At 65.0% G+C, this 15,498-nt stretch carries 11 protein-coding genes; 5 read left to right on the top strand and 6 right to left on the bottom strand.

What is annotated here, in order from left to right; translation table 11 throughout:
- Positions 1 to 59: 59 nt before the first annotated feature.
- A complete protein-coding gene (locus tag ACP26O_RS17825; RefSeq protein ID WP_175663593.1) occupies positions 60 to 932 on the bottom strand; it encodes a slipin family protein in 873 nt (290 codons plus the stop codon).
- A gap of 390 nt (positions 933 to 1,322) precedes the next feature.
- Positions 1,323 to 1,526 carry a hypothetical protein gene (locus tag ACP26O_RS17820; RefSeq protein ID WP_175663594.1) on the bottom strand — a complete coding sequence of 68 codons (204 nt, stop codon included), beginning with the start codon at positions 1,524 to 1,526 and terminating at the stop codon, positions 1,323 to 1,325.
- A 343-nt stretch (positions 1,527 to 1,869) separates the two neighbouring features.
- On the opposite strand from ACP26O_RS17820, the gene ACP26O_RS17815 reads away from it, so the two are divergent.
- From ACP26O_RS17815 to ACP26O_RS17800, 4 genes are all read left to right on the top strand, one after another.
- Positions 1,870 to 2,319 carry a type II toxin-antitoxin system HicB family antitoxin gene (locus tag ACP26O_RS17815; protein ID WP_175663595.1) on the top strand — a complete coding sequence of 150 codons (450 nt, stop codon included), beginning with the start codon at positions 1,870 to 1,872 and terminating at the stop codon, positions 2,317 to 2,319.
- Between the two features lie 61 nt (positions 2,320 to 2,380).
- Complete coding sequence (locus ACP26O_RS17810; RefSeq protein WP_426356360.1) at positions 2,381 to 11,008, top strand: GH36-type glycosyl hydrolase domain-containing protein; 8,628 nt, start codon at positions 2,381 to 2,383, stop codon at positions 11,006 to 11,008.
- Between the two features lie 181 nt (positions 11,009 to 11,189).
- Positions 11,190 to 11,408 carry a glycine zipper 2TM domain-containing protein gene (locus tag ACP26O_RS17805; RefSeq protein ID WP_012365720.1) on the top strand — a complete coding sequence of 73 codons (219 nt, stop codon included), beginning with the start codon at positions 11,190 to 11,192 and terminating at the stop codon, positions 11,406 to 11,408.
- A 103-nt stretch (positions 11,409 to 11,511) separates the two neighbouring features.
- On the top strand, positions 11,512 to 12,693 hold the full coding sequence (locus tag ACP26O_RS17800; RefSeq protein ID WP_407045215.1) for a DesA family fatty acid desaturase: 1,182 nt from the start codon (positions 11,512 to 11,514) through the stop codon (positions 12,691 to 12,693).
- A 64-nt stretch (positions 12,694 to 12,757) separates the two neighbouring features.
- On the opposite strand, the gene ACP26O_RS17795 is transcribed toward ACP26O_RS17800, so the two are convergent.
- Together ACP26O_RS17795 and ACP26O_RS17790 are read right to left on the bottom strand one after the other, a co-directional pair.
- Entirely contained in the window at positions 12,758 to 12,937 is a 180-nt protein-coding gene (locus ACP26O_RS17795; protein ID WP_006755265.1) for a hypothetical protein, read from the bottom strand.
- Between the two features lie 67 nt (positions 12,938 to 13,004).
- Positions 13,005 to 13,277: a hypothetical protein gene (locus ACP26O_RS17790; RefSeq protein ID WP_175663598.1), complete on the bottom strand. Its 273-nt coding sequence runs from the start codon at positions 13,275 to 13,277 to the stop codon at positions 13,005 to 13,007.
- Between the two features lie 535 nt (positions 13,278 to 13,812).
- Between ACP26O_RS17790 and ACP26O_RS17785 the strand changes: the two genes are divergently transcribed.
- Positions 13,813 to 14,148, top strand: coding sequence for a hypothetical protein (locus ACP26O_RS17785; RefSeq protein ID WP_175663816.1), 336 nt, complete (start codon positions 13,813 to 13,815; stop codon positions 14,146 to 14,148).
- A 112-nt stretch (positions 14,149 to 14,260) separates the two neighbouring features.
- On the opposite strand, the gene ACP26O_RS17780 is transcribed toward ACP26O_RS17785, so the two are convergent.
- Positions 14,261 to 14,437: a CsbD family protein gene (locus ACP26O_RS17780; RefSeq protein WP_006755261.1), complete on the bottom strand. Its 177-nt coding sequence runs from the start codon at positions 14,435 to 14,437 to the stop codon at positions 14,261 to 14,263.
- A 617-nt stretch (positions 14,438 to 15,054) separates the two neighbouring features.
- Entirely contained in the window at positions 15,055 to 15,234 is a 180-nt protein-coding gene (locus tag ACP26O_RS17775; protein ID WP_006755260.1) for a hypothetical protein, read from the bottom strand.
- Positions 15,235 to 15,498 lie beyond the last annotated feature (264 nt).

Raw genomic sequence — 15,498 nt, 5'->3', positions numbered from 1 at the left:
GACTCGTTCGAGGAACTGCGGTCTGCAATTACTGCCGTCATCGACATGCTGTCGCACCTCTATGCCGCTGTCTTGAGCGTCGGCACCGAAGCCGAATCGGTCACGCCGTGCCCGGCAATTGCCAATGCCAGAACGGGGTTCAGGCTGTCCACCATCGAACTCGGAATCAGAATCGTGGCACCGCGCTCCTTCGTCGTTTCATAGATGATGTTCATCGCTCGCAATTGAAGTGCGGACGGATGATTCTCATAGACTTTCGATGCCTCGACGAATTTCGCCGCCACTTCTGCCTCCGCGGAACCGAGTATCACACGCGCCTGCTTCTCGCGTTCGGCTTGTGCCTGCCGCGACATCGAATCCTGCAGCGCGACGGGGATTGCGACGTCTCGCGTTTCCACGGACCTCACCGTGATACCCCAATCCGCGGTTTTTCTGCCGATTTCCTCTGCCAGGTGTTCATCGGCCGCCTTTCGATCGGAGAGCAGCGTGGCCAGCATCGATGAACCAATCATCTCCCGCAGCGAGGTTTGCGCGACACGATCGATGGCCTGCCGGTAGTCAGTGATGGCCAGTGCCGCTTTTTGGGCGTCGTGTACGTGCCAGAAAATGATGGCGTCGACGTTGACCGGCACGGTATCCCTGGTAAGCGCCTCTTGAGCATTGAATGCCGTCGTTTGAATGCGCTCATCGATCACTGCGACGACGTTGTCCAGTATCGGAACAATCAAAAAGAATCCGGCGCCCTTGACGCTCTGCAGTTTCCCGACGCGCAGGATCACGAACTTTTCCCACACGTTCGCCACTTTCACGGAGAGTGCGATCAGGATGGCGACGATGAAGATGGGTAATGCGAGATACGGATTGACCAGGGCACCGACGGCAAACGCCGCAAGTATTACGACGGCGGACAGAAATAGCGTGACGGGGTTCATGGTGGCGCTCCATTCGATGATGCCGACCTGCGGCAAGCGCCACGAAGCACGATAACTGTCCGCGCGATTGTCCTTGCGCCCGGGCACCGGAGATTTGGGCGCTCATTCGAAAGATGCGCCCGATCGCGATGCGAATCTGTACGATGACGTACCGGGACGCGGCGACGGAGCCGCGACTCGTCGCGAGCAATGCGCAAGACCGGCAAGCGCTGCGCACGGTATCGTCCATGCTGTCGGCCCGCCAGCTGATAGGGCGGCATCACGCGCGCCGTTTATCCTGACGGGCGACGTGCCAAAGTAAAAAGCCGGCGTTTGGCCGGCTTCGCAATCCGCCTTGCTGGGGCGGCTCCTCGTTCTGCTTGAGCGCGAGGAGGTGGACTACGGGGTACGTTACCGGGTCAATAGAAAACTCATGCCGAGACGTTTCCTTGCATCGGAAATATATCGTCTGCGCGTAACGGCTTTCCACGAAAGGGGATGCCGGTTTTTTCGCTGCGGACCCACGACCGGCATGCCGTCGTCGGTCGCACGCGCCTCCGCCTGTTCTTGTTGGTTGTCCTGGAAATTTTTTTCTCGCTTCGGGTGATCGTTCATCAAACGGCTCCGTCAGGAAATCGCGTTGCGTCACGGTTCAGGCTTGTACTGCTTGAATCGAATCAAACCGCGCAGGCGATAGGGGGCGCAACGGCCTACGTTCGTCACGACGTACCCCTCGTCATGAAGTCTACGATCCATCGCCAATCTGCGCGTGAAGTACCACCATGCGTCTGCAGGCTTCGGCAGTCGGTACGCTGCCGTACATGACCGATGGGGAATACAGGCTCCCTGCGCTTCAAGCGCGATTGAGCATGCCGCGCAGACTGTTCTTCAGCGTACAGATTCGTCGAGCCCCGCAATGCATGATGACTTTCGTTGCATTTTCCGTCAGGAGCGAGTCATGAAATATCCGGTCTATATCACGCGGCACGGGAATCCCCGCTATCGCGGCGCGCTTCCGGATTTTCCGGAAATCGATGTGGCGGGTGACTCGTATGACGAGTTGCTGGTGGCTGCGGCGCAACAGGTCATGGCCTGCTACGACCGCTCCGCGCGTCTTGTACCGCCGCCGACCACGGATATGTCGATATTGCAGGCGTCGGATGTCGACGTGGGTAACGGAATCTGGCGGTTCTTCGATATCGACCTGACCGGGATGACCTCGAGTTCCGTGAGGATCGAGCTGTGCCTACCGAAATGCATTGTGCGTGACATCGACCTGAAGGCGAGCGCGCTGCACACGACTCGCGATGCATTCGTGTCGATGGCGTGTGCGAACGCCGACCAATCAGCGCAGCACGTCGCGGTGCGTTCCGAACCCACCGTGAAATCGCTGTCGGAAGCGGCTTGACGGTGAGACGCTTTGGACGTGAAGCCTGGGCGGATGGAGTGGTCATTCGGGAGAAGGTGCGTTGAAGATTCACGTTGCGCGTGTTTCGCGACGCCGGACATCGCCATGGAGCAATGCACGCCCGATTCGCGAGGAGTTCTTCGGCGAGGAGCGGCTGGCGCAGCTTGCGGGCAGCCTGGCTCGCGGGCAGAAGGTGCTGCCCGCCGGGGCCTCTGGCCCGTCGCTCGCCACACGGCTGAAGGACAACGCCGATCATCTGCTGAAGGCGTACCGGAACACGGTAGCGGCGGACGCCCGCGGCGAGGAAATCACCCCCGCGGCAGAGTGGCTGCTCGACAACTACTATCTCGTCGGGGAGCAGGTGCGGCAGATCCGTGACGATCTTTCCCCGCGCTATTACCGGCAACTGCCCAAGCTCGGCAACGGCCCGTTTGCGGGATATCCGCGCGTGTTCGGGATCAACTGGTCATTCGTCGCCCATACCGACAGCCGTTTCGATCCCGACGCGCTATGCCGTTTCATGCTTGCGTATCAGGCCGTGGAACCGCTGACGATCGGCGAACTGTGGGCGGTGGCGATCACGTTGCGGATCGTGCTGATCGAAAACCTGCGGCGGCTCGCGGATCAGATCATCGACGACCGGCGCGCGCGGCTCGACGCCGACGCGCTCGCGGATCGCCTGCTCGGCGAACGCGGGCAGGCACGGGAGGAGACGGAGCCGCTCGTCGCCCGTTATGAGCAGGCCGTATTGCACGATGCATTCGCCGTACAGTTGATTCAGCGGCTGCACGATCACGATCCGGCCATGGCACCGGTATTGGCATGGCTACATCGGCACCTCGCGGCGCGCGGCGCGACGCCGGATCAGATCGTCGCGTCCGTCAACCACCAGCAGGGCGCAGCCAGCCTGACGGTACGCAACGTGATCACCAGCATGCGGCTGATTTCGGAGGTGGACTGGACCGATCTGTTCGAGCGCATCAGCCTCGTCGATCAGGTGCTGCGCAGCCACCCGGGCTTCGCGGAAATGGATTTCCCCACGCGCAACCTGTATCGCGATGCGGTTGAAACGCTTGCGCGCGGCGCGCCCGTCAGCGAGCGGGAGATCGCGCGCCGCGTCGTCGCCGCTGCGGCGGCGCAGGGCGCGAACCGCGCGTCGGCCGCCGGCGCGGCGCCGGGTCGCGAGACGGACCCCGGTTACTACCTGCTGGCGGAAGGGCGCGCCGCACTTGAAGCGGAGATCGGCTATCGGCCGCCCGTTGCGCTATGGTTGCGGCGCCTGACACGTCACGCAGGTCTCGGCGGTTATCTCGGCCGTATCGGGCTGATTGTCGCGCTGCTGCTGGCGGGCATGTTGGTGTGGCTCGCGCGCGTCGAACCGCCCGGCCACTGGCTGATCTGGCTCGGCCTCGCCGGCCTGCTGCCCGTGCTCGATGCTGCCGTCGCGCTCGTCAATCGCAGCGTGATGCGCGATGTCGGCGCGAAGATCCTGCCCGGGCTCGCCTTGCTCGACGGTATTCCGCCGGGCCTGCGCACGATGGTCGCCGTGCCGGTGCTGCTGACGACGGAAGCGGCGCTCGGCGAGCAGATCGAGCAACTGGAAATTCATCACCTGGCGAGCCCCGATGGTGCGCTTTACTTCGCATTGCTCTCCGACTGGATGGACGCGCCCACGCCGCACGCCGACAGCGACGACGAGCTGCTGGCATCCGCGGCGGCGGGTATCGACCGCTTGAATCGCCGTTATCCGGCGGCGCTGGGCGAAGGCGAGCGCTTCCTGCTGCTGCACCGCAAGCGCGTGTGGAACGACGGCGAACGATGCTGGATGGGCTGGGAGCGCAAGCGCGGCAAACTGCACGAGCTGAACCGATTGTTGCGCGGTGCATCGGACACGACGTTCATCTCGCATGCAGGCGGGCCGCCGCGCGTGCCGTCTGACGTGCGCTACGTGATCACGCTCGATGCCGATACGCGGCTGCTGCGCGATACCGTGCGCCGCCTGATCGGCAAGATGGCGCACCCGCTCAACCGGCCGATATTCGATTCGGCGAGCCGGCGCATTGTCGAAGGCTACGGCGTCCTTCAGCCGCGTGTCACGTCGTCCCTCGCGAGCGGCGACGAGGGGTCGCTGTTCCAGCGTGTGTCGTCGAGCGCGCACGGCATCGATCCTTACGTATCGGCCGTATCGGATGTCTATCAGGATCTGTTCGACGAAGGCTCCTATGCGGGTAAGGGCATCTACGACGTCGATGCGTTCGAGGCGGTGCTCGCCGGCCGCGTGCCGGAGAACACGGTGCTCAGTCACGATCTGTTCGAAGGTATTTTCGCGCGGGCCGGGCTGGCGTCGGATGTCGAGGTCGTCGAGGCGTCGCCGTCCCGCTACGACGTCGCGGCGGGACGCCTGCACCGATGGGCACGCGGGGACTGGCAGCTTCTGCCGTGGTTGATTTTTGGCCACGAACCGCTGACGGCGGTCGGCCGCTGGAAGATGCTGGACAACCTGCGCCGTACACTCACTGCGCCCGCCATGCTGGTCGCGCTGCTGGCCGGATGGATGCTGCCGCTGCCCGTGTCGTTTGCCTGGAGCGCGTTCGTGCTGGTGACGATCGCGCTGCCGTTCCTGTTGCCCGTCTTGAGCGGGCTGGTGCCGCGCTGGCGGCGCACGCACGTCAAGATGACCACGCGCAGCGTGCTCCATGCGTGGTCGGAGGAGCTGCAGTTCGCGTTGACGCGGTTCGGCCTGTCGGTCGTCATGCTGCCGCAGCAGGCATGGTCGATGGGCGACGCGATCGCGCGCACGCTGTTTCGCGTGGGGATCAGCCGTCGCCACCTGCTCGAATGGACCACGGCGGCCGAAGCCGGCGCGCGCGACCGGCGGACCCTGACGCTCACCTATCTGCAAATGCGCGGCGGCGTGACGCTCGCACTGCTTGCCGCGGTCACCAGCATGCTGGTGGGCTGGCGCTTCGATCGTCATGCGGGCTGGCTGGCCGCTCCGTTCGCGCTGGTCTGGCTCGCGGCGCCCGCGATCGCCTACTGGCTGAGTTGCGCGCCGCGGCCGGCGGGCGAGCTGGCGGTGGCTCCGCACGGTGCGCGCCAGCTACGGCGCGACGCGCGCCGGACCTGGCGCTATTTCGAGACTTTCGTGACGGCCGACGATCAGATGCTGCCGCTGGACAATTTCCAGGAGGACCCGAAGCCCGTCGAGGCGCACCGGACTTCGCCCACCAATATCGGGCTGTACCTGTTGTCCGCCGTCAGCGCCCGCGAGTTCGGCTGGCTTGGCACGCTGGACGCGGTGTCGCGGCTGGAGGCGACTCTCGCGACGATGCGGCTGATGTCGCGCTATCGTGGCCATTTCTACAACTGGTACGACACGCGCGACCTGCGGCCTCTCGAGCCGCGGTATGTGTCGTCGGTCGACAGCGGCAATCTCGCCGGGCACCTGATCGCGCTCGGCAATTGTTGCCGAGCGTGGGCGAAGCAGCCCGCTGGCGTGGGACGACAGGCCGCGCATGAAGGGATCGGCGATACGCTGGCGCTGTTGTGCAAGGCCGTGTGCCGAGATGGCGACGCCCGGACGGCCTTGCACGGCGAGTTCGAGCGGGCCGCGACCGAGCTGGAGGAGACGCTCGCCGCGCCGGCCGGGGAGGGCGCTGCACCGGAATGGCCCGCGATCACGATCCTCGCCGCGACGGTCGCCGATGTCGCGCGTGCGCTGATGGACGAGATCGGCCGGGTGCGGGGCGACGACGTCGACGACGTGCTGTTCTGGGCGCAGGCGCTGGAGCACGTGGTGCAAGGGCATTGCAGTGACGCGACGCGCACGCCGGACGAAGCGGACGTGCTGAACAAGCGTCTTCAGGTGTTGGCCGATTCCGCGTTGCAGATGGCCTATGCGATGGAGTTCGGCTTTCTGCTCGACCCGGTGCGGAACCTGCTTTCGATCGGCTACGCCGTGGCCGACGGGCAGCTCGATCCGGGCAACTACGACCTGCTGGCGTCGGAGGCTCGCCTGGCGAGTTTCGTCGCGATCGCGAAAGGGGATGTCCCGGCGCGCCACTGGTTCCGGCTAGGCCGCCTGGCGACGCCGATCGGGCATGGCGCGGCGCTGATATCGTGGTCGGGATCGATGTTCGAATACCTGATGCCGTCGCTCGTGATGCGCGCGCCGGACAGCAGCCTGCTCGCGCGTACCAATCACCTGGTGGTGCGACGGCAGATCGCCTATGGCGACGGGCTGCGGCTGCCGTGGGGCATGTCCGAGTCGGCGTACAACACGCGCGACATCGAGCTGACCTATCAGTATTCGAGCTTCGGCGTGCCGGAGTTGGGGCTCAAGCGCGATCTCGACAAGAACCTGGTGGTCGCGCCCTATGCGACCGCGCTCGCGGCGATGGTCGCGCCGGACGCCGCCGCGCGCAACTTCGAGCGGTTGCGCGCGGCCGGCGCGTGCGGACGCTTCGGCTTCTACGAAGCGCTCGACTACACGCCTGCGCGCGTGCCGGAAGGCATGCCGGTTGCCATCGTGCGGGCATTCATGGCGCATCACCAGGGCATGTCGATCGTGTCGATCGCCAATGCGTTGCTGGGCGGGCGCATTCGCACCTTCTTCCATGCGGAACCGGCCGTTCGCGCCACCGAGCTGCTGTTGCAGGAGCGGGTGCCGGGCCGGGTCGCGGCAGGGCGGCCGCGGGTCGACGCACGCCCCGCCGGCAGGATGCATGGGATCGATGCCGGCGTCGCGCGGCGCCTGCTGTCCGCGAACGATCCCGCTCCCGTCACGCATCTGCTGTCCAACGGCCGCTATGCGGTGATGCTCACGGCCGCGGGGTCCGGCTACAGCCGTCGCGACGATCTGGCCGTTACGCGCTGGCGGGAGGACGCGACGCGCGACGATTGGGGCAGCTATCTGTATCTGCGAGACGCGGAGAACGGCGACGTCTGGTCGGCCACGTGGCAACCCACCGGCGTGGTACCGGACAGCTACGAGGTGACGTTCACCGAGGATCGCGCCGAGTTCGTGCGTCGCGACGGCACCTTGACGACGTCGGTCGAGGTGGTGGTGTCAGCCGAGGACGACGCAGAGGTGCGTCGGGTGTCGGTGGCCAATACGGGCACCCGGCCGCGCATGATCGAATTCACGTCGTACGCGGAAATCGTGCTCGCGCCCGCAACCGCCGATCACGCGCATCCCGCATTCTCGAAGCTGTTCATCGAGACCGAGTACATGCCGGCGTCCGGCGCAATTCTGGCGACGCGCCGCAAGCGCGCGCCGAGCGAGGCGGAAGTTTGGGCCGCTCATCTGGCGGTGACTGCCGGCGAAATCGTCGGCGCGGAAGAATTCGATACCGATCGCCTGCGTGTCATCGGACGCGGACGCAGCGTTCGCCTGCCGCTTGCGCTGACCGAACGGCGTGCGCTGAGTACTTCCGAAGGCGCGGTGCTGGACGCGGTGTTCACGTTGCGGCATCGGCTGCGCATCGAGCCGGGCGCGAAGGCGAGCATCGTTTACTGGACCATCGTCGCGGATTCGCGCGCGCAGCTGCTCGATCTGGTCGACAAGCATCGCGACGGCGAATCGTTCGCGCGTGCGGCGATGCTCGCGTGGACGCAGGCGCAGGTGCAACTGCGGCACAGCGCGGTGAGCCTCGACGAGGCCGCGTTGTTCCAGCAGCTGGCCGGATACATGCTCTACAGCGATGCGTCGATGCGGCCGGGCTCCGCCGCACTGCTGCGCCATGCGGCGACGGTATCAGCGGCGGGCGGAATGGGCGCGTCGCCGTTATGGACGCATGGCGTATCGGGGGATCTGCCGATACTGCTTGTCCGGATCGACGACATCGAGCACATCGCCATGGTGCGGCAGTTGATTCGCGCGCACGAGTACTGGCGGATGAAGCGGCTCGAGGTCGATCTGGTCATTATCAACGAGCGCGCGGCGTCGTATGTGCAGGATTTGCAGGTGGCGCTCGAGGGGCTGGTGCGGCCCCGACAGCCCCCTGGCGAAGCCGGACGCGGCAGTATTTTCGTCCTGCGCGAGGACCTGATGGCGGTGGCGGCGCGCGCATTGTTTCCGGCCGTTGCGCGGGCCGTGCTCGCCGCGCGCAACGGCCGGCTGGTGGACCAGTTGCGGCGCCTCGCGGGTTCGCCGCTGCCCGCGCGCCCGGATGCCGCGCGCGCGCCGCTGCCGCCCCCCGTGATCCCGCCGCCGAAAGGCGCACAGGCCGGCGAGCGTCTCGAATACTTCAACGGCATCGGCGGTTTCGCGCACGGCGGCCGCGAATACGTCGTGATCCTGCAGCCCGGCCAATGCACGCCGATGCCGTGGGTCAACGTCGTCGCGAATCCGTCGTGCGGCTTCCTGACGTCGGCGGAGGGGGGCGGCTATACCTGGGTGACGAACAGCCGCGAGCATCCGCTGACGCCGTGGTCAAACGACCCGGTTACCGATCCGCCGAGCGAAGTGTTCTACATCCGCGACGACGAGACTGGCGTGCGCTGGGGGCCGCAGGCGGGTTCGATCGGCGACGACGCGCCGAGCGCGACCGCTTTCGTGGCGAGTCATGGCCAGGGCTACAGCCGGTTTGCGCATTCCGCGGCCGATGTCGCCGTCGAGTTGCTGCAGTTCGTGCCGCTGGCCGATCCTGTCAAGATTTCCCGCCTGAGTCTGCGCAACCTGTCGGACCGGCCCCGCCGGCTGTCCGTCGCAATCTATGCGGAGTGGGCGCTGGGTGCGCCGCGCAGCGCCTCGGCGCCGCACACCGCGAGCGAGATCGATCCGCCCACCGGCGCGCTGTTTGCCCGCAACGACTGGAGTCAGGTGTATCGCGGCAGAGTGGCGTTCGCCGATCTATGCGGCCTGCAAACCTCGTGGAGCGCGGACCGGCGCGAGTTCATCGGCCGCAATGGAGTCCTGAGCGATCCCGCCGGTTTTCCGGGCAAGACCGGCGCGTCGCCGTTGTCGGGCCGCGTCGGCGCCGGGCTCGACCCGTGTGCCGCGTTGCAGACCACGGTCGATCTCGAACCCGGCGGCAGCGTCGAAATCGTCTTGCTGCTCGGCGAAGGCGCCGATGCGCCGGCGGCACGGCAGTTGATCGTGCATTACCGTCAGGCCGATCTCGACGCGATATTCGCCGCCGTGACGGCGTTCTGGGACGAGACGCTCGGCGCCGTTCAGGTCGAAACGCCTGATCGTGCGATGGATCTGATGTTGAACCGCTGGCTGCTGTACCAGACGCTGTCGTGCCGGATCTGGGGGCGTGCGGGCTTTTATCAGGCGAGCGGCGCGTACGGTTTTCGCGACCAGTTGCAGGACGGCATGGCGCTCGCGGTCGCCCGCCCGGCCCTGACGCGCGAGCATCTGCTGCGGGCGGCGGCGCGCCAGTTTCCCGAGGGCGACACGCAGCACTGGTGGCTGCCCGAAAGCGGCAGCGGCGTACGCACGCGAATCTCCGACGACCGCGTCTGGCTCGCCCATGCGGTTGCGCACTACGTCGACGTCAGCGGCGACCGGGCGATTCTCGATGCGTCGATCCCGTTCATCGACGGGCGGGCGCTGGCCGCCGACGAGCAGGACGCGTTCTTCATTCCGCGCATCTCGGAAACGAGCGCGTCGCTGTTCGAGCATTGCGCGCTCGGGTTGGAGTCCAGTCTGGCGCATTTCGGCGAGCATGGCCTGCCGCTGATCGGCACCGGCGACTGGAACGACGGGATGACCCGGGTCGGCGAGGCCGGGCGGGGCGAAAGCGTGTGGCTCGGGTGGTTCCTGCATGCGACGCTCACGGCGTTCGCGCCGCTCGCCACGGCGCGCGGCTCGGGCGAGCTGGCGGCGCGCTGGCTGACGCGCGCCGGCGCGTTGCGCGACGCGCTTGCCGATGCGGGATGGGATGGCGAGTGGTATCGGCGCGGCTACTTCGACGACGGTACGCCGCTCGGCTCGGCCGGCAACGCCGAATGTTCGATCGACGCGATCGCGCAGTCGTGGAGCGTGCTGTCGGGCGCGGCGGACCCGGCGCGCGCCGCGCAGGCGATGGACGCGCTGGACGCGCGGCTGATCCGCCGCGACGATGGCCTGGCGCTGCTGTTCGCGCCGCCGTTCGATCGTTCGTCGGTCGATCCCGGTTATATCAAGGGCTACCCGCCGGGCATCCGGGAAAACGGCGGCCAGTACACGCATGCGGCCACGTGGTCGGTGCTCGCGTTCGCGCAAATGGGCGACGGCGATCGCGCGGCGAAGCTGTTCGCGCTGCTCAATCCGGTCAATCGCAGTCGCACGCGCAGCGGCGCGAATCGCTATCGGGTGGAGCCGTACGTGGTCGCGGCCGACGTCTATTCGGTCGCGCCGCATGTCGGTCGCGGCGGATGGACCTGGTACACCGGCTCGGCGGGCTGGCTGTATCGCGCGGGCGTCGAAGGCCTGCTCGGCCTGCGCAGGCAGGGCGACCTGCTGTCGATTCAACCGTGCATACCGCGATCCTGGCCGGGCTTCAGGGCAACGCTGCGTCACGGGGCGTCGCACTACGACATCGTCGTCGAGAATCCGGACGACGTCTGCGGCGGCGTGTCCCGCGTCGTCGTGGATGGCGTGCGGCTTGCCGCCGGCGAAGCAGCGGTACGGCTCGTGGACGACGGTCGGCGTCATAGCGTGGTCGTGACGCTGGGGGCCGCGCAGGCGGTGCTCCTGTGAAGCGGCAGGCGGACGTGGAAGTCGGCAGGTTGGCATTCGGGCCGGTACGTTAGCGGACGGACTGTGCGCGATTTACCTCCCATCATGAACCGATGTTTCGAATTCCATCGAGACGTCAGCGCATGGGCTTCCGTGCTTCGAGCCGGATCGGACGACGCAGCGGCAACCCGAGGAGATAATCATGAGAAAGCTACATTCCGTGGCGGTCGAGATGGCGATAGTCACCATGACGATGGTCGTGCTGACCGGTTGCGGCGGTATGTCTCGCCGTGGAACGGATACCGTGATCGGGGCCGGTGTCGGCGGCGTCGCCGGTGCGGTCCTGACGGGCGGCAGCGCGTTGGGTACGGTTGGCGGCGCGGCCGTCGGCGGGGTTGTCGGCAATCAGGTCGGGAAATAGATCGGGAAACAGGCCGGCCGGATGAAGGGAAGGGAATCGGCAGGCGCACTCGCCGTCACGGCGAAGCGTGCACTATACGAGAATGGCTCGGAGTGTGACCGATATGTCGGCATTTCTTCTGAACGGTGAGCTGAGGCTGTCCTGGTGGCAGCTTGCGTGGGTCGTGCTCGCGCTCACGCATGTCACCATCATCGGCGTGACGGTGTACCTGCACCGCTGTCAGGCGCACCGCGCGTTGGATCTGCACCCCTGCGTCAGCCACTTCTTCCGGTTCTGGCTGTGGTTGACGACCGGTATGTTGACGCCGCAGTGGGTCGCGGTGCATCGCAAGCATCACGCGAAGAGCGAGACGCAGGAAGACCCGCATAGCCCGCGAACCCGCGGCCTCGCGACCGTGCTGCTTCGCGGCGCGGAACTGTACCGGGAGGAGGTGCGGAACGAGGAAACGCTGCGCCGGTATGGATTGGGTACGCCGGACGACTGGCTCGAACGCCACGTCTATGCCCGCTATCCGAACCTCGGCGTCGGGCTGCTGGCCGTGATCGACGTCGGGCTGTTCGGGCTGCCCGGCGTGGCGGCGTGGGCGATCCAGATGATGTGGATTCCGTTCTGGGCTGGCGGCGTGGTCAACGGTTGCGGCCACTTCAGCGGTTATCGGAATTTCGCGACGCTTGATGCGAGTACCAACCTTTTCCCGCTGGGCATCCTGATCGGCGGGGAAGAACTGCATAACAATCACCACGCATACGTGACGTCCGCCAGGCTGTCGAACCGCTGGTTCGAGTTCGACATCGGCTGGCTGTACATCCGCCTGCTGGCAGCATTGAGACTGGCGACCGTTCGGCGAGTCGCAACGAAGCCGCGCCCGCTGCCGAACAAGGCAGTGGTCGACGACGCAACGCTGCAAGCGATCATCCGCAATCGGCATGCGGTGATGGCCGCCTATGCGCGCATGCTCGAACTCGCCTGCCGACGGGAACTGCGCCGCATCAAGGACATGAGCCGCGACGACAAGCGCGCGTTCGCGCTCGGCATGAAACGCTGGCTGCGCCAGGCCTGGGGCCATCGGGACAAGCCCGATCTGCGTGCGTTGACGAGCCCCAATGCGAACCGGCGAATACGCGTGTACGTGGATATGTACGAGGCGTTGCTGGAGCTATGGACGCGGTCACACGCATCGCACGAGCAATTGCTGGTTCAGTTGCAGGATTGGTGCCGTTGCGCGGAGCAGAGCGGCATCAAGGCGGTCGCCGATTTCTCGATGCGTCTGCGCCTGTATGCGTGATCGCGACACGCCGGTGCCCTGCCATGCGGGACCGGCCTGCAACGGTTCGCGGAGCAAGCCCCGCTCATCTCGCCCGACTGTCGGGACGCAAATAACGCCACTTGCTCGCATTGGAATTGATGCCGGCATCTTGACGGATGCGCTTTTCGGACCGCTCGATGTCGGCGCGGACCAGATCGTCCCGCTGCTTTTGCCGGGTCGCGTCATCGCGCCGATCAATTGCGGGGCCTGAGTAATATTTCATGAATCGCTCCTGAGTGAGGTGTGCCCGCCTCGCGAGACGCCGCGTCGAGCGGGATGCGGCGGACGGATCAGATCGCTGTGGGGGCGATCTTGCCGTCCACGATGTCCTTGCCGAATTGCATCGCCAGGTCGAGTGCGAGCGCCGCCGTTTGCGGAGCGCCATGTTCGAAAATGGTCGAGTAACGCGGTGCCGTTGCCGAGGTCGCCGGAATCGTATCGATGCGCACGATTGAAGTGAAACGCTTCGGGCCGGGGGCGTGGGGATCGCCGAACGGCGGGAAAAGCATTTGTGAATAGACGCGGAGTTCACGTCCGCGATATTCGAGAGTGGGGATGGTCATGATTTGCTCCTGACAGAGCAACCGTTGGCGCCGAAGGATTCAAGGGCGCCGATGCCTTGACAAAAAACCGGCAGGTATCTTCAGTGTGCGCGCTTGACAATGGTTTCGCAATAAAAATATCGGATGCCGAATCATATTTTCGATACGGATAAATCACCGGGTTGCGGTGCGGTTGCGGAAGAATTCGCTTCAAAATAGTCGATACCGTACAGACCAACGCGTGTCGTCCGGTTCACGATAAAATCAACACCGAGGAGGCTGCCATGTGCATCCCACTTTCACCCGAGGTCGTCGAGACCCTCAAATCGCTTGATCGAATTCCGGATTCCCAAGCCGATATTCCACGCTCCATAGCCAATGAACTATTGACTCACGGGCTCGCATACGAGTCGCGCACCGGCGGCTCCATCAATATGACGTCAGCAGGCCGGATGTGGCTGAATCGGTGCGCCGATTATTAGGAAGCGCGCACGCGTCGACCGGACGAGATGGGAGTTTTGTCGCGTACAACACTCCATGGACAAGTGAGGCAATGATGAAAATCCAATCTACACGATGGTTTACGCTGAACCGGTATGCGCCTGTTCGCGACGGATGGTATGAAGTGCGACTGGTGAGCGGCGACACGGCGTTTGCGAAGTTTGGTGATGGCGAATGGACGGAAAAGCCGATGCTCGCCTTTACGCGTTGGCGAGGCTTGCGCTCCGATCCGGACAAGTCGGGCGACCAGGAGACGATTGCCGCGGATGCGACCGTAGCGAAAGGTGTCCGAGACGTGTGGAACGCATTCTTTCCCGGCGTGGGAGACGAGCAGCACACACCACTTGCCGCCGCGCACAGCGATCACACCCGACACACTGCGGCATCGTGACGGCCGGCTGGAAACGGAATTCGCCGGGTGCAGACGTGTGTTATCGGCACCCGGCGAGTCAACCGCAATTTGCACGATCGCGCGGCGCGTCGGAACGAGCCGCGCGCACACCCTACGGTCGCTTCTTGAATTGCGCTTTCGCGTCACCGAATGAGGCTTGTGTCTTTCCGACGACCTGCTCGACCGTACCCTGCATTCTGGTCGTTCGATTCCCCAGGATCCTGCCGATCATTTCCTTCAGTTTGCCTTTTGCTTCATCGATGCGGCCTTTCACTTGATCCCTGTTCATCACATTGCTCCTTGGCATGGGTCGCCTGTCTCACCGATACGAAACCACGAACCGATCGAAGCCTCGTATCGGGCGTTTTGGCGCGCGACAACCAAGGCACCCCGACACATGCTGTGCGCCGTCGTGATGGAAGTCGGTACGATGCCGTACTGCCGTACGCGAATCGGAGGCGGCAAGCCAGCGTATGCATGCGGGTGGCGATCGGATCGATCGCCGGCTTATGAGAGATACTGGCCGGACACAGGCCTGTGCCGACAGCATCATCTTCACGCTCCGAAGCACAATGAGTGCGGCCTGCCAGCCCGCTGGCTGTCATGGGTCGGCAAGCGCTTTTCACATGAGATCGCACCGTCATGGCATCCGTGCCTCGTGATCGTCGGCTCGGCGATTGTGGCGAACGGCGATGTGCTGCCCTACATGACGAGGTAGCGACGGGACTCGACACCGTTGACCCTGCACACCGCGGCAAGCGCAGATTGGAGCGTGCCTGTACCCAGTCAAATGCGTCGGCCCAGAGGCCCGCCAGTCTAGCCGCGAACTCGCTGGCCACGCTCCATCGCGATATGACGGCTGAACACCGGTCGGCCTCGTGGAAGCCATAAGGCGCCTTGCATAGCTCATCTCGCCCGATTGTCGGGACGCGAATAACGCCACTTGGTCGCATTGGAATTGATGCCGGCATCCTGCCGGATGCGCTTTTCGGACCGCTCGATGTCGGCGCGGTCGAAATCTTCCCGCTGCTTCTGTCGGGTCGCCTGATCGCGTTGATCAAGTGGTGTGCCTAAATGATGTTTCATGGATCCTCCTGATTGGAGCGTACCGTGTATCAATATCGACCACTGCCGCAAATGTGTGCAGACACAGAATGGGCGAGAAAAAGGGGGGAGTCGGTACGATGCCGTGCAGTGGTGGTTGGCGTCGCTTCAAATCGTCATGCAGATGCTTTCCGGCGATGTCCGCCATGACCCGCGTGCGCCCGGTACCTTGCCGGCCAGGCTCCGCGCCAGCGTTCGGCTACTTTGATATCGAAAGATTCGATGCACGTTCCGAACCGGGTGCAT

Origin of the sequence: Burkholderia sp. R-40 (assembly GCF_049942845.1) — a bacterium.
Lineage (GTDB): Bacteria > Pseudomonadota > Gammaproteobacteria > Burkholderiales > Burkholderiaceae > Burkholderia > Burkholderia ambifaria.
Note: the sequence above shows the minus strand (reverse complement) of the source record. Positions and strands in the feature narration are given on the sequence as shown.